Origin of the sequence: Limosilactobacillus oris, from assembly GCF_025311495.1 — a bacterium.
Taxonomy (GTDB): domain Bacteria; phylum Bacillota; class Bacilli; order Lactobacillales; family Lactobacillaceae; genus Limosilactobacillus; species Limosilactobacillus oris_A.
In genome coordinates this window covers 1161512-1183114 of sequence record NZ_CP104398.1, presented here as the reverse complement: position 1 = coordinate 1183114, position 21603 = coordinate 1161512, and the positions used below count along the sequence as shown (strand labels likewise).

Genomic DNA, 21603 nt, shown 5'->3' with positions numbered 1-21603 from the left:
TATTATCAATAAGCAGAAGTTAAAGAACGGCTAAAAAAGATTAAAATTTGATAATTGGACCGTATCAATTTTCAAAAAGGTTGACTTTAAAGAAAAAGTGTATATCATATAAGGTGTAAATTGAATGGTTTACGTTAGTTGTTAGAAGCACGAACGTATTTGATTTATTCAGAAGGAGTGTTTATTAGAATGGCAGTAGATTACGATTCCAAGCAATACTTGGAAAGTGTTGACGCTTATTGGCGTGCAGCAAACTACCTTTCAGTTGGTACTTTGTTCTTGATGAGCAACCCACTGTTACGTCAACCATTGAAGGCTGAAGACGTTAAGCCAAAGCCAATTGGTCACTGGGGTACGATTGTTCCACAAAACTTCATTTACGCCCACCTGAACCGGGTTATCAAGAAGTACGACCTGGACATGTTCTACATCGAAGGTTCCGGTCACGGTGGCCAAGTTATGGTTAACAACTCATACTTGGATGGCTCATACACTGAGATTTACCCAGAAATTACCCAAGATGCTGCAGGGATGGCTAAGTTGTTCAAGCACTTCTCCTTCCCTGGTGGTACTGCATCACACGCCGCACCTGAAACTCCAGGTTCAATCCACGAAGGTGGGGAACTTGGTTACTCACTTTCCCACGGTGTTGGTGCCATCTTAGATAACCCAGACGTTATCGCCGCTGTTGAAATCGGTGACGGGGAAGCTGAAACTGGCCCACTGGCTGCTTCATGGTTCTCTGACAAGTTCATCAACCCAATCAAGGATGGTGCGGTATTACCAATCATCCAAGTTAACGGCTTCAAGATTTCTAACCCAACTATCCTTTCTCGGATGAGTGATGAAGAACTGACTAAGTACTTCGAAGGAATGGGCTGGAAGCCATACTTCGTTTCCGCTTACAAGGAAGCTGACCGTGAAGGTGAATTCGATGGTTACAAGGACCACATGGATGTTCACGAACAAATGGCTAAGACGATGGACAAGGCCATCGAAGACATCAAGGCTATTCAAAAGAACGCTCGTGAAAACAACGATGATTCACTGCCACAATGGCCAATGATCATCTTCCGTGCACCTAAGGGTTGGACTGGTCCAGTTAAGGATCTTGATGGTAACCCAATCGAAAACTCATTCCGTGCTCACCAGATTCCTATTCCGGTATCACAAGATGATATGGAACACAAGGACATGCTGGTTGACTGGATGAAGTCATACAAGCCAGAAGAATTGTTCGACGAAAATGGTCACCCAGTTGACTTAGTTGAACAAAACACTCCTGACGGTGACAAGCGGATGGCAATGAACCCAATCACTAATGGTGGTAAGGATCCTAAGCCGCTGATCTTGCCTAACTACCGTGACTTTGCCGTTGACGTTCAAAACCACGGTACTGTTGTTAAGCAGGATATGCTGGAATGGGGTAAGTACCTCAGCAAGATGGCAGAACTGAACCCAGATACTTTCCGTGGTTTCGGTCCTGACGAATCTAAGTCTAACCGTCTGTACGCATTCCTTGACAATGACAAGCGTCAATGGATGGAAGATATCCACGAACCAAACGATGAAAACCTGGCACCACAAGGTCGGATGATTGATTCTCAATTGTCTGAACACCAAGCAGAAGGTTTCCTTGAAGGTTACACTCTGACTGGTCGTCACGGTTTCTTCGCAACTTACGAATCATTCGGCCGGGTTGTTGACTCCATGCTGACTCAACACATGAAGTGGTTACGGAAGGCAAAGGATCTTTACTGGCGTAAGCAGTACCCAGCATTGAACTTTGTTGATACTTCAACTGTCTTCCAACAAGATCACAACGGTTACACTCACCAAGATCCAGGTCTGTTGACTCACATGTTCGAAAAGGAACGTCCAGACCTTGTTAAGGAATACCTTCCAGCAGATACTAACTCCCTGATGGCTGTATCCAACAAGGCCTTCAACGACCAAGAATGCATCAACATCTTCGTAACTTCCAAGCACCCACGTGCACAATGGTTCTCCATTGACGAAGCTACTGAATTGGTTGACAACGGTCTTGGCTACATCGACTGGGCTTCTACTGACCAAGGTAGCGAACCTGACGTTGTCTTTGCTTCAGCTGGTACTGAACCTACTGAAGAAGCTCTTGCCGCAATCGACATTCTGCACGACAACTTCCCAGAATTGAAGATTCGTTACATCAACATTGTGGAAATCATGAAGCTGATGAACACTGACAAGAACCCTGAAGGATTGACTGATGCAGAGTTCAACCAATACTTCACTACTGACAAGCCAGTGATCTTCGCATGGCACGGTTTCCGTGACATGATCCAAGCCCTGTTCTTCGACCGTGCTAACCGCAACGTTCACATCCACTCATACGAAGAAAATGGTGACATCACCACTCCATTCGACATGCGTGTATTGAACGAACTGGACCGGTTCCACTTGGCTAAGGACGCTATCCAAAACGTACCTGGCTACGAACAAAAGGCTGCTGCTTTCGTTGCCAAGATGGACAACATGATTAACAAGCACAACCACTACATTCGTTCAGAAGGTAAGGACTTACCAGAAGTTACTAACTGGACTTGGAAGGGTCTCAAGTAATCAACTCCTGATTGCTAATTAAACACTTAATAAATAAAGGAGACTGGGAATTAACTCAGTCTCTTTACTGTTTTAAAGTTAAAAATGCAACAGCGCAGTAGATGGCTGGCAGTTCAAACGCTGATTTATCAGCATTTGACCAACCTAGCCATCCTTGCGGAGGTGGGACGACGAACTAGTTAAGCTAGTTCTGTCCCACTCTCTTTTTCGTATTCCCGGTATAATTTATAGGATTATTGACGAGGAGAGAATTGATGATGAACGTACGCTGGCAACGGGGCCGGACCTACCTGGTGATTGGCTCACTCGTTTTTGGAATGTTGTTCGGGGCTGGAAACCTGGTCTTTCCAGTCCATCTGGGCCAACTGGCGGGAGCCAACTGGGGTCCGGCCGCGGCGGGTTTTATTAGTTCCGGGGTCCTCCTGCCATTACTAGCGCTCCTGGCGCTTAGTGTAACCCGGAGCCGGGGCTTGTTTGACCTCGCCCGGCCGGTCGGTGACTGGTTTGCTCTGGTTTTCTTGGTAATGGTTCACGCCACCATTGGGCCGCTTTGTGCCACCCCCCGGACGGCCACCGTTCCCTACGCAATTGGTATTGCTCCGGCCCTGCTGGCGAAGATGCAGTCGCTGGGGTTGGCTTTGTTTACCGGGGCCTTTTTCCTGGTGACCTACTTCTTTTCAGTGAAGTCCGGAAGGGTGACAGAGATTATTGGCAAGGTCCTGAACCCGGCCTTTCTGGTAATGCTCCTGGTGGTGTTCCTCCTGGCCTTTTCCCGGCCAATGGGTAAATTATCCACTCCGCACCCCACAAACGACTATTTAACGCAACCCCTTGCGAATGGCTTTTTACAGGGCTATAACACTATGGACGCTCTGGCGATGCTGATCTTTGGAGTAACCGTCGTCGCGGCCGTCCAGCAAATGGGCTTCGATAACCGGGCCCGCTCGCTAGCAACGGCCAAGGGGGGATTTATCGGTATTCTGGGGATCGGCGTCCTCTACCTGGGGCTGATTTACCTCGGGACCACCAGTAGGAACCAGTTTGCATTAGCGACCAACGGAGGAACGACCCTTAACCAGGTAGCTCATTACTACCTGGGGGCGTTCGGCAACGCACTCTTATTGACGTTAGCAACTGTGACCTGCCTGACGACGGCGATGGGGTTAGTGATTGCTTTTTCCCAGGACTTCCACCAGCGCTTCCCGCAGATTTCATATAAGACTTTTTTGCGCTTGAACTGTCTGCTATCCTTTTCAATTGCCAACCTTGGCTTGGATCAGATTGTAACCTGGTCGACGCCGGTACTGATGTTCCTGTACCCCTTAGCAATCGTTTTGATTTGCGTAGCCCTTGCTTCGCCATTATTTGGCCGGGCTCCAGTGGTATACCGGTGGGCACTGGGACTAACGGTAATTCCCGCTTTCTTCGCCCTGGTGGGTAATGTACCGTCAGCCTTGCAAGGATGGCCGGTTAGCCGCTTACTGACCAGTTGGGCAGAGCAGCATCTGCCACTTTTTGCTACGGGTTTTGCTTGGCTGCCCTTTGCGCTTGTCGGGACAGCTATTGGTTTGGCCGTCCGGCAGTACCAGCGGTATAATGCAGGTAAATAACGCGAGGGGAGAGTGAGCAAGTGCAACGTTACTATTTAAGTATCGATATTGGAGGAACGGCCATCAAAAGTGCCCGGATCGATCATTCCGGCAATATTATTGCGATGGACCAGTTGCCAACGCCCCAGCGAGCGGACGATTTTTTAGCGGCGCTTGCCCAGCTTATTCACGCTAGTCAGGATGTTCATGCTGTGTGCGTGAGTGTCCCTGGAATCGTCAACCCGACTACGGGGCAGGTGGAGTTTACGGGGGCGCTTGGTTTTATGGGCGAATTTAACCTGGCAGAGTATGTGCGCCGGTTAACCGAACTGCCGGTCTACGTTGGCAACGATGCCAACTGCGCCACCCTAGCGGAGATGTGGCTAGGCAACCTGACGACGGTGGCCAACGGAGCAGTTGTCACCCTGGGAACTTCGGTTGGCGGAGGGCTGATGATTAATGGTCAGCTCCTGGCCGGGCCTCATTTTCGGGCCGGTGAAATCAGTGCGATTGTCAACAACTATGATCACTTGGACCCCCACGAGGCGACGGTTGGGGCCAGTACGTCGGCCGTCAAAATGATTGCAGCGGTGGCGGCAGCCTGTGGCTTGCCAGATTCCAGGGATGGCCGCCGGGCATTTGTAGAAATTAACCGACATACTCCGCCAGCCTGGGAGATTTTTGCTGCCTTTTGCCGGCGGGTGGCAGTCCTGCTAATCAATGTTCAAGCCGTTGTTGACCTTGAGCGGATCTTAATTGGTGGTGGAATCAGTGCTCAGCCGGTAGTTGTCAGTGAGATCCGTCACCAGTTTAAGCTGCTCCAGGAGAGTGACCGTCGTTTGCAAGACGACATTGCGGTGCCCGATATTCAAGCTGCCAAGTTTGGCAACGAGGCCAACTTGTTAGGGGCCCTATATGGCCTGCTCCTCCAGCTTGAGGAAAAGTAGAATAGAGTAAGGCGCTTAGAGAGTGAGAAAAAACACCCCAAATCGGCTAACCAGCAAGCTGATTTGGGGCGTTTGTCTTTCGACGCGAAGCTAGCCTCTGGGAACCTCCGTCGACGCAAAGCTAGCCTGTAGGAAGGATGGCTACGCCGCGCAGAAAGCCTATTTGGGGGTGGTCAAACGCTGATTTATCAGCGTTTGACCTGCCAGCCAGCTACTGTGCTGAGACATTATTAATCTATAAAATAGTTAAGAGGTTGAGTTAATTCCCAGCCTCTAAGCGCCTCTTATTTTTGGTATGGGAAGTGGGCCATGGCAGGAACCTGATCCCATTTGACCGGGTAGCCGGCACCGTGAGCGCAGAAAACCGAATCTGGTGTATTGGGGAGGTCCGCTACCGGATCATATTGGTGGTCGGTAATAACCTCGGCAGCGTTGTGGCACGGACGGTAGCCGTCAACGACACACTCCAGCTGACCTTGACCACGGCTATAATTACGAACGGTAATGGCGTAATCACGCATTGTGGCGACGGGTCCGCTGCCGGTGATGGTAGTCAGCGGACCGGTACTACTCTCCGCGAGCTGAAAATCAGCACCCATCTGCTGCAGGTCGTTAATCGCGCGCCCAACTTCCTCCTGAGGGATGGTTAAACGATAGTGGTACCAGGGTTCTAAGAGGACGCACCCCTTTTGAGCCCGCAACTCCATCAACCCCTGGCGGACAGCTCGCCAGGTGGCCTCCCGAAAGTCGCCGCCGACGGAGTGGACGATGCTGCCCTTACCGCCAACCAGGGTAATTTGAACGTCGGTGAGGGGAGCCCCAATGAGAACGCCGCGGTGTTCCTTGGCGCCCAGGCTGGTCATGACCTGTTGCTGCCAGTTATGACTCAGGATGTCTTCGCGGCAATGGCTGGTGAAGGTGAGCCCGCTTCCTCGGGGAGCAGGCTCTAAGCGCAGGTGGACTTCGGCATAGTGCCGGAGCGGCTCAAAGTGTCCGACTCCTTCCACAGGACGATCAATCGTTTCGCGATAGAGGATCTGCCCGTTAGTAAACTGAACTTGGAGGCCGTACCGTTGGGCTAGCAGCTGTTCAAGAACCTCTTTTTGAACGGTTCCCATCAGCTGAACACGCGCCTCTTGGAGCTCTCTCAGCCACTCAACCTTGAGTTGGGGCTCCTCGTCGGCTAGTTCGCGCAGGGCCGCGAGGTATGGCCGCGGATTATCATTGTCGATTTTGACCGCGTAGGAGAGTACAGGTTGCAGTCGGGGCTGAGGTGCGGTTGTGGCCTGACCCAGTCCCTGGCCGGGATACGAGGAAGTTAGGCCGGTAATGGCACAGACGCCGCCGGCCGGAATCGACTGCTGGATAGAAAACTTACTGCCGTTGTAAACCCGCAGTTGGTCGGCTTTCTCACCGGGGAGGACTTCCCTTTTGGCAACCAGCTTTCCGCTGAGGACACGCACCCAACTGAGCCTGTTACCGCGGTCATCATGAGAAATTTTGAATACCCGGGCAGCAAATTGGTCACCAGTAGAAGGAGTTTCGACCGTCCACTGTGCTAAACCGTCGAGCAGTTCTTGGATGCCGGTAAGTTTTAACGCGGAGCCGGCATAACACGGAAAAAGTTTTCGCTGCTGGATCAGGCTTTGCACCTGCTGCTTCGTCAGGCAATCGTTAGCCAAGTAGCTTTCGAGGACCGCATCATCTTTCATGGCGATTGCTTCGGCGGTAGCGCCGGTAGTTGGTGTTTTGCCTGTAAAGTCAACACAGGCTGCTGATAATGAGCTTTGCAGCTGTTTGATAACTGCTGGGACATCGGCGCCGACACTATCAGTCTTATTAATAAAAATAAAGGTTGGCACGTGGTATTGCGCTAACAGGTCCCAGAGGGTGCGCGTGGAGCCTTGAAGTCCGTCGGTGGCGGAAATAACGAGGACTGCATAATCAAGCACCTGCAGAACCTGCTCTGTCTGGGCCGCAAAGTCGATATGGCCTGGGGTATCAAGGAGGGTTAGGTGGAGCTTCTGGTAGTCGAGGGCAGCCTGGTGGGTAAAAATCGTGATCCCGCGTTGCTTTTCCAGCTGGTCGGGATCGAGGAAGGAACTTCCCTTGTCCACGCGCCCGAGCTGCCGCAGCTGACCAGCCTGGTAGAGTAATGCCTCTGTCAGGGTAGTTTTTCCCGCATCTACGTGGGCAACCAGGCCCCCAATAATCTGCTTAGTCATCGTTCTACTTTTGGAAGCCTTCCGTGGCCCGGACGACGAGGACGTCGCAGTGGGCCGTCCGGCTAACGTAATTGGTGACGGAACCGATCATCAACCGTTCTACGCCAGAAAGCCCCGAGGCGCCAATTACAATCAAATCGGAATGGTGGTCGGCGGGAAATTCCCGTGCGATGACCCGCTTGGGATTACCGAACCGGATATGGATGCTGACGTCGGTCACCCCGGCGTTTTGCGCCTTCTGCTTGAGGTCATCCATCCGCCCGCGGGTGGCGTGAACCACGCTATAAGTTTGGTCATCAGAAGGACCGGCATCACTGTAACCATCAGTGAGCTGGTCGACTTGGGTGATCGTTAAAATATCTAGGTGGGCGTTATTACGGAGGGCGGCCTTGATGCCAGCCTCTAGGACCCCGGCAGTTGCCTTCGAACCGTCGACAGCGACCAGGATATTCTGGTATTGCGAATTGTCTGCCATATTAAAAACTCCTTTACTGCAGTGGGAAGTGGTTAGCGTGATGAAGAGCACCGCAGGTTGCGAAAGCAGCGTCATGCTCTTGCTTTACCCTTATTATACGGTTTTTCGCCGTTTTTTTTCAGCTTATTCTTACTTATTATTTGAAAACGTTTGCAAATAGGAATAAACTAATCATAGAAACTTAAAAGACATATTTTAGGTTTTAGTCTAATTTTGTTATGATTTTCACAAGTTAGGAGTAGGACAATGCGTTATGTTTCAATGACTTCCCACAATATCGGGATGAACTTGGCGACTGAACAGTATCTGATGAACGAGAAGGATTTTGGTCAGGAACCACTGGTACTTTTTTACTATGAAGAACCGTGCATTATCGTCGGCCGCAACCAGAACACGGCGGAAGAGATTAACCAGGACTACGTTAAGGAGCACAATATTCGGGTGACCCGGCGGCTATCTGGTGGCGGGGCCGTTTACCAGGATTTGGGAAACCTCTGCTTTAGTTTCGTGGTGCCAAGCGACAGTGAAGAGTTTGGTGACTTTAAATCCTTTACCCAGCCAATCGTGGATGTCCTGCACAAGATGGGGGCAACGACCGCCGAAGTGAGTGGTCGGAACGACATTTTGGTTGATGGGAAGAAGTTTTCTGGTAACGCAATGTACTCCAAGAACGGCAAGACTTTCTCACATGGGACACTGATGTTGAACGTGGACCTGAGCGTTGTTGCGGATGCCCTTCACGTAGCACAGGATAAGATTGCCTCCAAGGGGATCAAGTCGGTGCGGTCCCGGGTAACGAACCTTCGTCCGTACCTGGCAAAGGAATACCAGGATATTGATGTGCCAACGTTCCGTGACGACCTCCTAAAGGGGCTGTTTAATGTCGACAGCCTTGAAGAAATCAAGGATAAGCAGTATGTAGTTACTCCTGAGGATCAAAAGGAAATTGATAAGATCTACGAGCAATACTACAACAACTGGGACTGGGTTTATGGCAAGAACCCTGAATTTACAACGAAGCGCCGGAAACACTTTAACATGGGAACGATTGATGCCCGGCTGGATATTAAGGATGGCGTCATCAAGAACGTGAAATTCTTCGGTGACTTCTTCGGCCCGCAGGACGTTACGCAGCTGGCCGACCAGCTCAAGGGGGTCAAGTATGACCGGGATGCAATCGCGGCGGCGCTAGAAAAGGCCGGGACTGCCCAGTACATTACGGGAATTCCAACGGCAGAGATTGCTGATTTGCTGGCCTAATTGAGCTTTCCTAATTAATTTAGTAGAATGGGAGTGTAAGCGGGTGAGTTATGTGAAACTCATCCAGCCCCGCGGAATTTGCGTAACGGGGTGCAGCAAGCACTCCTTTTTGTTTTTAAATGAAGGTTGGTAATGAGATGAAGAATTCTGATAAAGTGATAGTTGTGACGTCGGTAGCGGCGGTGTTCGCCCTGGTACTGGATGCCATTATGTTTCTCCAACACGGGCAGTCCTTGGCTGACCCGGAAGTTTGGGGGCGGCTGCTAGTATTCATTATCCTGGCAGTGATCGTTAACGGTCTGGCCCTATTGAAGATGCGCTTTTGCGGCTATGCGACCATTCTCGTGAACCTCTACTTTGCGATTGCCAGTTTAGCCACCTTTCAAACGATTGATTCCCGGATGACAGTAACGGGGGTTCTGGTACAAGGACTCAGCATTATTGGGATTCTCTTGGGCTGTGCGGGAATTTACTATGGCATTAAGCAGCGGGCGGAATACACGCAGGCACGGATTAAGAAAATGGAGGAGCAAGCGAAAAAATGAAGATGACGGTAGCCGATTATTTAGGACAGGTAACGGGTGACCGGGTCGTAAAGGAAACGGTTGCGAAGACAGCGGCCCAGGCCCAGCAAAAAACGACGCTAAAGGCGGCCATCCAGTTTATGCTTGACCAGTTTGATAAGGGGTATCTCGGCCAGTATAATCTCGACGTTAAGATGAAAAAGGGCGATCCAGTGAGTGTCCGCTTAGAGGCGAACCTCATCAACGTCCCGATGGGGGAAGCAGAGCGTTTAGATGTGAAGTTGTTGGACCAGGAGCCGGAATACCCGGTCAACTTGTACATGGTCATGGAAAGCGCCGACGTTAATAAATCAGGACTGCGCATTGATGAGCTGGCAAATGATACCGACCAGGGCGGCAGCATTACGGCCCTAGTGGAACGGGCGCAGGAATGGATAGCAGAGCACCTGGCAGCCGTTGCTGAGAACCGGGCATAGTGCTTGTTAATTCCGGTTGATTTGGTATAATAGACTTTGCGATGAGTCGAGAGGTCTGGTAGCAACCCAAATGGCTACCATTGACATTTTGACAGTGGGGCGCGTTAACTCACCGGATTGTGAGGTGCCTGGTTAATGGCGAAGTGGACATCGCAATTGACCTGAGATAATATCAAGACACTCAAAGGGAGGCTGGGAATGAACTCAGTCTTTTTTGTTTTAAACAAGGCAGATTGCAAGAAATAAATTAAACGCTTTTATTGATGTAGATTAAGCAAAAAGATCTCAATAGGTGAGTGCCAATTGAGACATTTAAGTGGTCGGGAATTCAAATACCAGTTAATTTGAATCAATTCATCATCGGTAATCTCATCAATCGGTTGACCCTTAGGAATAAATCGCCGTAACACTCGATTACGATTCTCATTACTACCACGTTCATGCGGAGAATAAGCATGTGCAAAGTACAACGGCACGCCGGTATTTTTCTCAATTGATTGGTAGTTGGCGAACTCTTTCCCGTGATCAACCGTCAGTGTCTTGAGATTAGTTCCTAATTGATTAGCTAACTCAAGGATAGCATTAGTCATTGAAGTGCTATCTCGTCCATCAAGCCGTTTAACGATAGTAAGGCGACTCTTACGCTCGACAAACGTAGTTACTGCTTGACCTTTACGTTTTCCAGATAAAACTGTATCAGCTTCGAAGTGACCTGAAGTATTACGATCAGAAATTTCAGTTGGACGATCTTCGATGGAACGTCCATGACTAAAAGTACCACGGGTTTCTTTAGCTCGTTTGCGACGAATACCATGGTCAGGTAAATCAGTCACATTAATATCCAGTAGTCCCTGATCAATCCAGTTATAGATGGTTTTGTAGGTAATTCTAACTACATGAGCCACTTGTTCAATTGACCATTTTTGAATCTTGATTTTTTCTTCAATCAATCGCTTTAGGTTAGTCGTTAAGATGGTTTTACGACCACGATGACTAAGTTTAACTTCATGGTCAGTTTGAGCCTTAACTGCGTGATACTCACCAGCTAAGCGATGAACCTCATTAAAGATAGTGGTTTTACTAAAGCCTAAATAATCGGCAATATATTGAAGTGAGTGCTTTTCATGATGAAGTGTTTCAATGACAACACGGTTCTGGAATGATAAAATAGTGGTGCTCATCAAGGTCCTTCTTTCTAATGGATTGTGTGGTAACACCATTAAAGACCTTGATGGGTTTTTCTGTCCATTTAAATGTTCAACTTAAATTTTACAATCTACCTCATCCTTTCGTGTATTCATTTAATCGTTATCTATATATTACCCAGAAAAGTAAACATTGAAAATTACTTGATTGGAATGGGGGTATAGATCAAACATATACTTTTTTTTGTTAATCATTCCCCTTGCGCCAAACTTTATTTATTAACCTTCCTATTATTAAAGGTAATTATTCTACGTTTTCTAAGATTCCTTCTTGCACTAATCGTTTCACCAGTGTTTTAATAATTACTATATATTACGAAACGATTAGAGAGTGATTAGAAAATGAAGATAGGAATTACTGCCGATGTAAATTTAACCGAAACTCCGATTATTAATTTAAAGCTGGCACACTTTGCCCCTAAACCATTAGTTGATGTTTTAGTAAAAAACAATGTGGTGCCTATAATCCTGCCAATCCTCCCTGGTAAACTTGCGAAAGATAGTTTAGCCGGCCTGGACGGTTTAATTATCCCTGGTGGCCATGATATTGCTGCTGAATTTCTTCATGAGAACCCTTCGCTTGAATTAGGACCGACCTATTCTCCACGTGATGCGTTTGAATTTCCCGTTGTCAAGGCAGCCGCTGAACAGCACTTGCCATTACTTGGCATTTGCCGGGGTGCACAGGTAATCAACGCTGCCCTTGGCGGAACAATTTACCAGGACCTGCCAAGCGAATATGAAGGAGACGGGCTCCTCCAACATTCACAACGAACTAAGGGAGACTTGCCAACTCATGAAGTTAAGATTGACCCTACTTCCCAACTAGGTAAGGATCTCGGTCCTACTGCATTTGTTAACTCTCGCCACCATCAAGCAGTTAAGGAGGTGGCCCCTTCGCTGAAGGCTGTTGCTCAGGCGCCTGATGGTGTAATTGAAGCAATTGAAAATGATGATGCTTCAGTTCAAGCTGTTCAGTGGCATCCGGAAAATCTCTGGCAAAGTAGCCCCCAGCAAGAGCGCTTATTCACTGCATTTATCGACCGGATCAAAGGGGGGCTTTTAAATGGCTAAAGTAGATGTACAAAGCCATAAACTTGGCTTTGGTAGTATTGTTCTTTTCGGGATCAACGGGATCATCGGTAGTGGGATCTTCCTCCTACCAAGTTCGGGAATGAAATTATTCGGTCCCGCCAGCATCCTAGCATTGTTTTTCGATGGTTTTCTAATTTTCTGTATCGGCTTATGTTTTGCAGAATGTGCCGGTCTTTACAAACAAAATGGTGGTCCCTATCTTTATGCCCGGGGCGCCTTTGGTAACTTTATTGGTTACGAAGTTGGTTTCATGACCTGGGTCGTTCGGATTATTGCTGAAGCAACCTTGTATGTTGGTTTTGCAACTGCACTGGGCGGAATGTTCCCAGCACTTAATAACAACCTTGCCAAGAATATCCTCGTAACCATCATCGGCTTATTCCTGATGGGACTAAACATTGCGGGGGTTCGGGTTACCGCCGTTCTTAATAACATTGTGACGGTTGGTAAATTAATTCCAATTATCATGGTGGCGGTACTTGGGCTATTCTTCCTCCATCCTGCCAATTTCACTCCCTTCTTCATCCCCGGCCACAGCGGCAGTGCTAATTTCGCCCAGGCAACATTGACTCTCTTTTACGTCTTTACTGGATTTGAAGGTTTGGTAGTTGCAGCCGGTGAAATGAAGAATGCTAAGCGGAACCTGCCACGTGCCTTGATGGTCTCCATGGCAACCGTTGTCGTCATCTACCTCCTGGTCATGGTTGCTTGCATCGGAGTCCTTGGCTCAGGTCTTACTAAGTCAACTGTCCCACTCCAAGATGCAATGACGAAGATGGTTGGTGCCTGGGGTGGCGCATTAGTTGGCGTTGGTACCCTTCTTTCAATTGGTGGGATTGCCGTGGCCTCCTCCTTCATCACCCCTCGTTCTGGTGAAGCCTTGGCTGACCACAAGATGATGCCAAGTTTCCTCGCAAATAAGAACCGTTATGGTGCACCATACAACGCAATTATTATTTCAACCGTAATTGGTCTGCTGTTAGCATACAGTGGTACCTTCTCCAAGTTAGCAATGATTTCAGCTATCTCACGGTTCATTCAATATATCCCTACTTGTCTAGCAGTAATTGTCTTCCGTCATACCAAGAAGGATGTGGCACGGCCATTTAAGGTTCCACTGGGACCAGTTATCCCTGTGATCGCCTTACTAATTTCTGGCTGGCTACTCTTCAACACTCCTAGTGCCAACCTTATCTGGGGCTTTGGTGCCTTAATCATCGCCATTCCGTTCTACTTCTTAACAGGACGGCACGCGGACGAAAACTTTAGTTGATAAAAAAGACTGGGAAAACTTGAAGTGCCTCATCGTACAATACCCCTTAGGGTTGACACTTTAAATAATAAAAGTGTGAATCCTAGGGGGTGTTTTGCATTGTAAGTTATTCAACTATTGAAAAGCTTAAATTACTTCATGATTATCAGAAATCGGATTATGGTTTAACGGTGTACTCCGATTACCATGGTGTCCGACCAGCAAACATGAGTAAGTGGATTAAGCAATTCCTACTCGCTGGATTGGCGGGATTAATTAGACCTAAGCATAATCAGAAGTACTCATTAGAGACTAAGTTAACTGCTGTAAAAGCTTATCTTTCTGGCAAGTATACTAATCAAGCAATTCTTCAGCAGTATCAAATTGGCAGATTGCAAGAAATAACTTGAACGAATTTAATGGCGCAGATTAAGCAAAAAGATCTCAATCGGTGAATGCCAGTTGAGACATTTAAGTGGGCGTGAATTTAGGTACCAGTTGATCTGAACTAATTCATCATCACTTAACTCTTCAATTGGTTTCCCTCTAGGAATAAATCGCCGTAGAACCCGATTGCGATTTTCGTTACTGCCTCGTTCATGTGGTGAATAGGCATGGGCAAAGTAAAGCTGAGTGCCAGTTAATGCTTCGATTGCCTGGTAATCCGCAAACTCTTTACCATAGTCAACGGTCAATGTTTTGAGCTTACCGTTAAGCTGATGAGCTAACTCGACGATCGCAGCTTTCATTGACTGACTGTCACGTCCATTGAGCCGTTTAACGATCGTCAGGCGACTCTTCCGTTCCACAAAAGTAGCGACGGCTTGTCCTTTGCGTTTACCAGAGAGCGCTGTATCAGCTTCAAAATGGCCGAATTCTTGGCGAGTCTCGATATCTGCTGGACGTTCTTCAATCGAGCGTCCATGACTAAAGGTACCACGTTTTTCTTTAGCCCGATGTCGACGGATACTATGATCTGGTAAGCAAGATCTAGTCGGTGAAGTTCATTAAAGATGGTCGTTTTACTAAAGCCCAAGTAGTCAGCAATATACTGCAAGGAACGTTTCTCATTATGAAGTGTTTCAATGACAACGCGGTCTGAAAATGATAAGATAGTGGTGCCTATAAAGGTTCTTCTTTCAATGGATTTAGTTAAGCAACACCATTAAAGACCTTTATGGGTTTTTCTGTCCACTCAAATGTTCAACTTAAATTTTACAATCTGCCACAATAAAAAATGCCCCAGCACAGTAGCTGGCTGCTGGTTCATATAGGCTTGCTGTATGTCGACTGAGAGGGGACAAAACTAAACCAGTTAGTTCTGCCACCTTTTTTGTATAGGTGTAATTTTTCTGTGAAAGGGGTTACAATAAAGATAGAAATAGAAGTGGAGGCGGTATTATGATGCGCGAATGGTACTTCTTATTCTCCTTTATTGCATTAATCTTTGTTGTGTTTGGACTCTGCGTTGTATAAATTTTGTATGAGGGCCGCGATGTCGGCTGGTGAAAAAAGACGCCCTCCAAGACTTGCTAGAAGTGAGTCTTGGAGGGCGTTTAGCTATCCGGCGCGTGCCGGAGTTTGTGCTAAATTGGTCCCAGATGGTTACGCATCCCCGCGTACTTCCGGCTCAGCACGATTACCAAGATGGTTGCGAGAAGAGCGTAGATGGAACCGACGTAGCCCAGCCGGGTCAGCCCGGTAAATTGGACGGCCTGCGAGGCAGTGAAGGAGCCGAGGGAGATGCCAATGTTGGCAAAAATGGAATTGAGCGAGGACGCCAGGTCCAGTGACTGCGGGTACTCTTTTTCCGCAATGTCTAAGAACATCAGCTGGGTGGACGACCCGTAGCAGGAGAAGGCCACACAGAGTAGGGCGACAATCAGGATGGCGAACCACTTAAAGCTGAGCAGGGGACCAAACGCGAGGTAGAGGACCGTCATGATGGCGTAAATGATCGGCAGGCGGTGGATACCCCCGCGGTCAGCCAGGAAGCCCCCAAACTTGTTCCCAATGATAAAGAAGATTCCCATTCCGAACAGGAGCCAGTTGAGCCAGGTGTTGTCAAAGCCCATCCCGGTGGTGATCAGCGGCCGGATGTAGGTGTAAATGGTGTAGTCGGCCGCGCAAATCGCCACGATAAAGAGGACGCCCAACAGGACACGGTAGTCCTTAAACAAGACGAACTGCTTTTTCAAGCCGCTCTTGACTTGCGGGGTGTCGCGGGGAACCAGCCAAAAGAGAAAGAAAAAGGCGATGACGGTAATGATTGTGACCATCCAGAAACTATCATGCCAGGAAAAGGTAGTGCTGATGATGGTCCCAATCGGAATCCCGATGACGGAGGCAATACTAAAGCCGGCGAATACCCAGGAAACAAGGCTGGCCCGCTTGTTGTGTGGCGCGACGAAACTAGCCATGACCAGGACCAGGGAAATGATTGCCCCGGCAACCGTCGCCGTCAAGATCCGGGAGAGGAGCAGGGAAACAAAGTTGGTGGCTAACGCGGTCCAGGTGTTGCCGACCAGGAAAATAACCATTAGCCAGAGGAGGACGTGGTGCCGGCGCCAGCGGTTGGCTAGCGAGGTAATCACAGGGGTGAAGGCCGCGTAGACAAAGGCAAAGACGGTGACCAACAGGCCGAGGGTAGAGAGTGAATCGTGGTATTCATGGGCGATATCGGGTAGGACACCGACGATCATGTATTCATTACAGCCGAGCATAAAGGCAATAAAAACGAACAGAATTGCTTGTAAACGGTACTTCATATTAGTCCTCCTTAGTTTGAATTTTTCCATAACCAAATCATTATACGTAAAAAGCCAACTGGTAATCAAGAATAAAATTCCAGTTGGCTTTAATTAAATTAGTAGGTCTGGCTTCCTCCTGGGTCATCCAAAAATGAATCCCGGTTGTGGAATCGCACCAGCTGTCTTCATTAAAGTTATCAACGGTCACCCACTGTCCCTGCCGGTAGACAAAGTTTTCATCCACCAGGGACCAGGCTTCTGTATACTCCTCGTCTTGGGCAAAGTTAGTGATCTTGAGGACCTTCGCCTTGTTATACCGGCATGAGGGCACGGTCGCGGACGTTCAGTTGGCGTCGGCTGGACGCTAACTTGGATTCGTTAATTTTTCTTCCCTACTTTACTAGGTAGATCTGCTCATCAATGAGGTCAAAGGAGTGCAGGTACTGGTTAACCCGTTGCAGGGCCTCGTCTTGACTGAGCAGGGCCTCCTGCCAGAACTTCTTGGAGTCCGTAGCCCCGTTCCGTTCACCGATGACTAGGAAGTGGACCGTCGGGTAAGTTTGGCGGAGCAGCTGGAGGACTTCCCGGTCGGTTTCCTGCTTGTCGGGAGCCCAGGACATAATGACGAAGTCCACCTGATTACCGTACTTCTTAATGGCAGAGAGGGCGTCGAGGCGTTCAATCTGGGTGACCGGGTGCCTGCCGGTTTCGTTTTCAGTCACCCAGTCCTGGCTGTCGGTCGTGTAGATTTTTTGCTGAGGGTTATTGTTCCGCAGGCCCTTGGAAATGTAGCCGTTCCCGGCCATGATCTCTAAGACCGGCCGGCCGGCGAGGTAGTCGGAAAGGGCCTTGGCAAAGGGGGCATTGACGTAGGACCACATCCCGTACGTGTCTTCCAGGTGGTCACGGAAGTTGCGCAACGCCCGGTCAAGTTTCGGCAAGGCGTCATTATACCGGTTCCACAGTGCGTCGCCCCGCGGGTCGCCCTGGGGATACTGCTCGTTGACCCGCTGGAAAATCGTGTCTTGGATGTTGTCGGGTAAGAGCAAGCTCGGCAACGGCTGGGGCAACAGGCCATTTTTCAACAGCCGGTCGCTCTCTAAGGCGTTGTTGATTAGGTACTTGATTGCGGGAAAGTCATCAAACAGCTCACGGTAACCCTCCAGTTCTCGGATGTAAGGGACGGTCTTTGCTGCCTGCTGGACCTTCTTAACGCGTTTTTTTAGTTGTTTCAGTTTTTTGGGATTCATCTTGTCTCACTACTTTAACTTTAGATTAAGCTGTTCCTGCTTGCCATAGAACTTATCAGTATCCCGCCGGTTGTGCTTGCCCTTTAGGTAGCCGTCGATTAGCTGGAAAATTTCGTAGCGGTCTTCGCTGGAGAGGACGGTCTGGTTAAAGGACAGGTTTTTACTGGAGAAAAACAGCTTGCCGAGGTCAAAGTCGTCCCGGTCGGTTTTCCCAGTTAAATAGTCGAGGCTAACATCGAAAAATTCGGCCAGTTTACGGGCTTCAACGTATGATGGCGTTCGAATCCCCCGCTCCCAGTTGCCGATTTGAGAGGCGGTATTTGGCTTTTCGTTGGGCCCGAGATTTTGGTTGAGGTGGTTGGCCAGTTCTTTTAAGGTAATTTTTTGGCCCTTGCGCAGTGCCCGGAGTCTTTCAGGAAACATCTTCTCACTCCTTTTTAGTGTCAACTTCTATTTTACCATTGGAAATGGTATTTACTAGGGATGAATGTTATCAAGTAACGGAATGTGTGCTAAAATATGTCCGTTAATCAAAAATACAACATGGGGTTAATCAATTTGAAAACAAAAGTTTCTAAACGCCGTCACCATCTCTGGCGGTGGCTAATCAGTATTATTATCTTGTTGGCACTGGCACTATTTGCGGCTGGGAGTTACTTCTTCAATGTGGCGATGGTACCGAGCCACAAGTCTTTCATCAATAACTCTGCTCGCATTAGCAAGAGCGACCCGCTGTATTCACAGAAGATGTGGTTTAAGCGGGCACCTAAACAGCAGTGGACAATGAAGTCAGCTGGCGGTGACTACCAATTGGTGGCTGACTATTTACCAGCTGCCCACCCGACTACCAAGAACGTGATTATCCTCCATGGCTTTATGGGCCGGAAGGAGAAGATGGGAGAGTACGCGGCAATGTTTCACCAGCTGGGCTACAATGTCCTGATGCCGGATGCACGGGCCCACGGGGAGAGCCAGGGAAAGTACATCGGCTACGGCTGGCCAGAGCGGTACGATGTCCGTAAGTGGACGGACCAAATCATCACGAAGAACGGCCGAAATAGTCAAATCGTCATCTTCGGCGTCAGTATGGGCGGGGCCACGACAATGATGACCAGCGGGATCCCGCTCCCGCACCAGGTCAAGGCCTTCGTCGAGGACTGCGGTTACACCAGTTTGAACGATGAGCTTAACTATGAGGCGGGGAACCTGTATAATATTCCCCAGGCAATCCGTGCGCCATTGATTGGAAGCCTGAGCATGATTAACCGGGTCAAAAATGGTTTCTACGTGCGGCAGGCCAGTTCAACGGCGATGCTGGAGCATAATCACCGCCCAATGATGTTTATTCACGGCGGCAACGATAATTTCGTCCCGACACGGATGGTTTACCGTAATTATGCGGCTACGAAGGGTCCCCGTGAATTATGGGTGGTCAAGGGTGCTAAACACGCGGCTTCATACGAAAAGGAGCCAGCACGCTACCCACAACGGATTGCTCGCTTTTTAAATCATTATGTAAAGTGAGTGAGGAAAAATGATACTGCTAATTGTCCTAATGATGTTAATTGCAATCGAGCATCTGGGAATCATGGTCATGGAAATTTGGGGCCGCCCCGAACAGCAGGCCCGCGCGTTTGACCTGCCGGTAGAGTATACCCGCCAGCGGCCTGCCCGGATTTCCTTTGCCAACCAGGGAATTTACAACGGAATGCTGGGAATCCTTATCATTGCTAGTTACTGGCTAGTTCACGGGATTACCCTCATTACTGTTTGGCAAATGCTGCTGGTCTTTATCATGGTGGTAGCCCTCTTCGGTGGCTTTACGGCTACCCGGAAGATCTGGCTGTTCCAGCTGCTTCCAGCAGTTCTGGCGTTTCTCTTAACACTATAAATAAAATAGGGTCCTAACCGTTGACATGAGTTTGTCAGTGGTTAGGACCCTTTTACTTGGAATACATAATTAGTCTAGTGATTGGACGTAGACCAGTTCATCAGTGGAAATTTGTTCGTTGAGGGCGTTGGCGAGCTCCTGGGAAAGGTTGCCGGCAGCCAGCTGTTCCTGCACGTAGCTATGTTCAAGCTGGAAAGCCTCAATGAACAGGCTGGTTGCAACGTCGGTATCGATGGAAACTTCATGGTTGAAGAAGCGTTTCTTTTGGAGGTAAATGTGGTTGACCATTGCGACCTCGTTAACGTTTTTCGGGTTAGAAACCGAATGGAGGTATTTTTCAACGTTTCGGTAAACCAGCTTCTGGATTTCCATGATGACCTGGTGCTCGCTTGCGGTAATTAGCTGGTGACCGGTGTCACTGTTAAGCAGGCCCTTGCTCTTTAGGTGCTTTTTCAACCGGCGCCGGCGGGCATACCGCCACTTGATTCGGTGCCAAAGGATTACCCATGATTCGCGGAAACTATGACGGCTGCTACGGAAGACCGAGCGGGCAACGAAGCTAGCGTAGAACTCTGCCTGTTTTTCGGTAATGGTGCCATCATCGGTCAGCTGGTCCAGGGTTGCCAGTTCAACCTGGTGGGCTTTCTTGACCAGCTGTTCAAAGAGTTCCCGATTGAAGTCGTGAAATTGCCTGGTTTGGCTGGCGAGCTGGTCGGCAACAAAAGTTTGTTCCCGGCGGTGGTCGTCATGGTTATGAAGAGCATTGATTGCGTGGTGGACGGTCTTATTGAACGCCTGCTGAAACTCTTCCTTGGTATAGTCCCGCGACTTGGGCGGCAGCAGGAGGGGGTAGGCCACGGCACCCACGATAATACTAATCAGGATGACAAACGCCGCAATCAGGATCATCGAATTGCGGAAGGCAAAGGTATGGTGGTTGATCATCACTGGCAGGGAGAAAGCTAAAGCAAGGGTAATGGTTCCATGAATTCCACCGATTGCCATCAGGAAGCTATCGCGGTTTAGATTTTCCTTCGCTGAGTGGATGTTGACAAGGCGAAAGCGGGTCCACAAGAAGCGGAGCAGGGTCATGATGATATAGAGCGCCAGGGCAATCCATAGCAGGTTCAACAGGTTGTGTGGGGCTGTCCGGCGGAGAACCTGGGGGAGCATTACCCCCAGGAGAACGAACACGACTCCGTTTAAGGCGTCACTGATGATGGTCCAGATGGTCGTAGTCGCCATTTGAACCTTAGTCGAGGTGAGGCGCAGGCGGTCGTAAAGAATACTGTGGACGATTCCAGCCGAAACGACGGCAAGGATACCAGAGAGGTGCAGTTCCTCAGCCAGCCAGTAGACGACAATGGGGGTCATGACGTTGATTGGGATGACTATGGAGCCGATATCGACGTGGTTGCTCATCAACCGTTGCCGCAGGCTAATCACCAGGTTTCCCATAATTGCCCCAAAAATAATGCCGCCAAAAAAGACGTAGGAAAAGATCCACAGGCTGTGGCCCAACGAGAATTCGCCTGACTGGTAGGCAGCCAGGGAAAGGTCAAGGAGGACGATTCCCGAAGCGTCGTTGAAGAGCGATTCATATTCGAGGGCCCCGTTAACGTTTTCCGGCACCGTCATGTTGGAGGTGATGGACTTAACCGCCACCGCATCGGTAGGGGTAATAATCGATGCCAACATGAAGGCGAGAGCAAATGGAAAGACGGTTGGTAGTGCCAGGTGCAGGATGGCGCCCGAAATAAGGACGGTTACCAGCGCGAGGACGACCGAAATTGACAGGATTGACTTGTAGTTACTGGTCAAATAACGGAACGACTGGTTTTGACCATCATTGAACATCAGGGGTGCAATCACGACCATCATGAAGAGTTCGGGATGCATCGTGAAGTCAGTGGCAGTGGTTGGCAGTGATGCCAGCAGGACCCCCGCAATGATTTGGTAGATGGACAGCGGAAGTTTGGGATAGATCAAGTGGATGACGTTAGCGACAACCACGGTCGTAAATAGCAGGATAATTCCTAAAAGCAGGCCCATAAGATTAACAT

18 protein-coding genes and 2 pseudogenes are annotated in these 21603 nt (G+C 49.1%); 11 read left to right on the top strand and 9 right to left on the bottom strand.

Annotated features, from left to right (window positions below; all coding sequences use genetic code 11):
* Positions 1-189 precede the first annotated feature (189 nt).
* The 3 genes from N4599_RS05935 to N4599_RS05925 all read left to right on the top strand — a co-directional run bounded on the left by N4599_RS05935 (position 190) and on the right by N4599_RS05925 (position 5137).
* On the top strand, positions 190-2601 hold the full coding sequence (locus tag N4599_RS05935) for a phosphoketolase family protein (RefSeq protein ID WP_062812890.1): 2412 nt from the start codon (positions 190-192) through the stop codon (positions 2599-2601).
* Positions 2602-2858: 257 nt separating this feature from the next.
* Positions 2859-4211, top strand: a complete 1353-nt coding sequence (brnQ, locus tag N4599_RS05930; RefSeq protein ID WP_428995871.1) for a branched-chain amino acid transport system II carrier protein — start codon at positions 2859-2861, stop codon at positions 4209-4211.
* Positions 4212-4231: 20 nt separating this feature from the next.
* Positions 4232-5137: an ROK family protein gene (locus N4599_RS05925; protein ID WP_191363311.1), complete on the top strand. Its 906-nt coding sequence runs from the start codon at positions 4232-4234 to the stop codon at positions 5135-5137.
* Between the two features lie 284 nt (positions 5138-5421).
* Here the strand turns inward: N4599_RS05925 and N4599_RS05920 are convergent, their stop codons facing one another.
* Positions 5422-7362, bottom strand: a complete 1941-nt coding sequence (locus N4599_RS05920; RefSeq protein ID WP_260898426.1) for an elongation factor G — start codon at positions 7360-7362, stop codon at positions 5422-5424.
* Between the two features lie 4 nt (positions 7363-7366).
* A complete protein-coding gene (locus N4599_RS05915) occupies positions 7367-7837 on the bottom strand; it encodes a universal stress protein (protein WP_062812894.1) in 471 nt (156 codons plus the stop codon).
* 246 nt (positions 7838-8083) lie between these two features.
* Between N4599_RS05915 and N4599_RS05910 the strand changes: the two genes are divergently transcribed.
* The 3 genes from N4599_RS05910 (at position 8084) to N4599_RS05900 (ending at position 10097) form a co-directional block, all read left to right on the top strand.
* A complete protein-coding gene (locus tag N4599_RS05910) occupies positions 8084-9097 on the top strand; it encodes a lipoate--protein ligase (protein WP_260898425.1) in 1014 nt (337 codons plus the stop codon).
* A 137-nt stretch (positions 9098-9234) separates the two neighbouring features.
* Positions 9235-9642 (top strand): hypothetical protein, encoded by a 408-nt coding sequence (locus tag N4599_RS05905; RefSeq protein ID WP_003712455.1) that lies wholly within the window; start codon positions 9235-9237, stop codon positions 9640-9642.
* Positions 9639-10097, top strand: a complete 459-nt coding sequence (locus tag N4599_RS05900) for a hypothetical protein (RefSeq protein ID WP_260898421.1) — start codon at positions 9639-9641, stop codon at positions 10095-10097. The genes N4599_RS05905 and N4599_RS05900 overlap by 4 nt, the downstream gene beginning before the upstream one ends.
* Positions 10098-10354: 257 nt before the next feature.
* Here the strand turns inward: N4599_RS05900 and N4599_RS05895 are convergent, their stop codons facing one another.
* The gene (locus N4599_RS05895) at positions 10355-11278 is read right to left on the bottom strand and encodes an IS30 family transposase (RefSeq protein ID WP_260898419.1); all 924 of its coding nucleotides are present in this window, start codon (positions 11276-11278) and stop codon (positions 10355-10357) included.
* Positions 11279-11644: 366 nt separating this feature from the next.
* Between N4599_RS05895 and N4599_RS05890 the strand changes: the two genes are divergently transcribed.
* The 3 genes and pseudogenes from N4599_RS05890 to N4599_RS09945 form a co-directional block, all read left to right on the top strand.
* Positions 11645-12376: a gamma-glutamyl-gamma-aminobutyrate hydrolase family protein gene (locus N4599_RS05890; RefSeq protein WP_062812898.1), complete on the top strand. Its 732-nt coding sequence runs from the start codon at positions 11645-11647 to the stop codon at positions 12374-12376.
* Positions 12369-13670, top strand: a complete 1302-nt coding sequence (locus tag N4599_RS05885) for an APC family permease (RefSeq protein ID WP_191363305.1) — start codon at positions 12369-12371, stop codon at positions 13668-13670. Before N4599_RS05890 ends, N4599_RS05885 begins: the two co-directional genes overlap by 8 nt.
* A 170-nt stretch (positions 13671-13840) precedes the next feature.
* Positions 13841-14053 (top strand): annotated as a pseudogene (locus N4599_RS09945) (helix-turn-helix domain-containing protein); the annotation flags it as partial.
* Positions 14054-14065: 12 nt separating this feature from the next.
* Here N4599_RS09945 and N4599_RS05880 read toward each other — a convergent pair.
* The 5 genes and pseudogenes from N4599_RS05880 to N4599_RS05860 all read right to left on the bottom strand — a co-directional run bounded on the left by N4599_RS05880 (position 14066) and on the right by N4599_RS05860 (position 18072).
* A pseudogene (locus tag N4599_RS05880) lies at positions 14066-14775 on the bottom strand (IS30 family transposase).
* A gap of 460 nt (positions 14776-15235) precedes the next feature.
* A complete protein-coding gene (locus tag N4599_RS05875) occupies positions 15236-16417 on the bottom strand; it encodes an MFS transporter (protein WP_191363304.1) in 1182 nt (393 codons plus the stop codon).
* 40 nt (positions 16418-16457) lie between these two features.
* Complete coding sequence (locus tag N4599_RS05870; RefSeq protein WP_224757958.1) at positions 16458-16730, bottom strand: DUF5758 domain-containing protein; 273 nt, start codon at positions 16728-16730, stop codon at positions 16458-16460.
* Between the two features lie 61 nt (positions 16731-16791).
* Entirely contained in the window at positions 16792-17649 is an 858-nt protein-coding gene (locus N4599_RS05865) for a class I SAM-dependent methyltransferase (RefSeq protein ID WP_062812902.1), read from the bottom strand.
* A 9-nt stretch (positions 17650-17658) separates the two neighbouring features.
* Positions 17659-18072: a helix-turn-helix domain-containing protein gene (locus N4599_RS05860; RefSeq protein ID WP_003712436.1), complete on the bottom strand. Its 414-nt coding sequence runs from the start codon at positions 18070-18072 to the stop codon at positions 17659-17661.
* A 120-nt stretch (positions 18073-18192) separates the two neighbouring features.
* Here N4599_RS05860 and N4599_RS05855 point away from each other — a divergent pair, with 120 nt between their 5' ends.
* Positions 18193-19173, top strand: coding sequence for an alpha/beta hydrolase (locus N4599_RS05855; protein WP_191363344.1), 981 nt, complete (start codon positions 18193-18195; stop codon positions 19171-19173).
* Between the two features lie 10 nt (positions 19174-19183).
* Positions 19184-19540: a DUF1304 domain-containing protein gene (locus N4599_RS05850; RefSeq protein ID WP_062812904.1), complete on the top strand. Its 357-nt coding sequence runs from the start codon at positions 19184-19186 to the stop codon at positions 19538-19540.
* A 69-nt stretch (positions 19541-19609) separates the two neighbouring features.
* On the opposite strand, the gene N4599_RS05845 is transcribed toward N4599_RS05850, so the two are convergent.
* A complete protein-coding gene (locus N4599_RS05845; RefSeq protein WP_191363303.1) occupies positions 19610-21592 on the bottom strand; it encodes a cation:proton antiporter in 1983 nt (660 codons plus the stop codon).
* Positions 21593-21603: the final 11 nt, after the last annotated feature.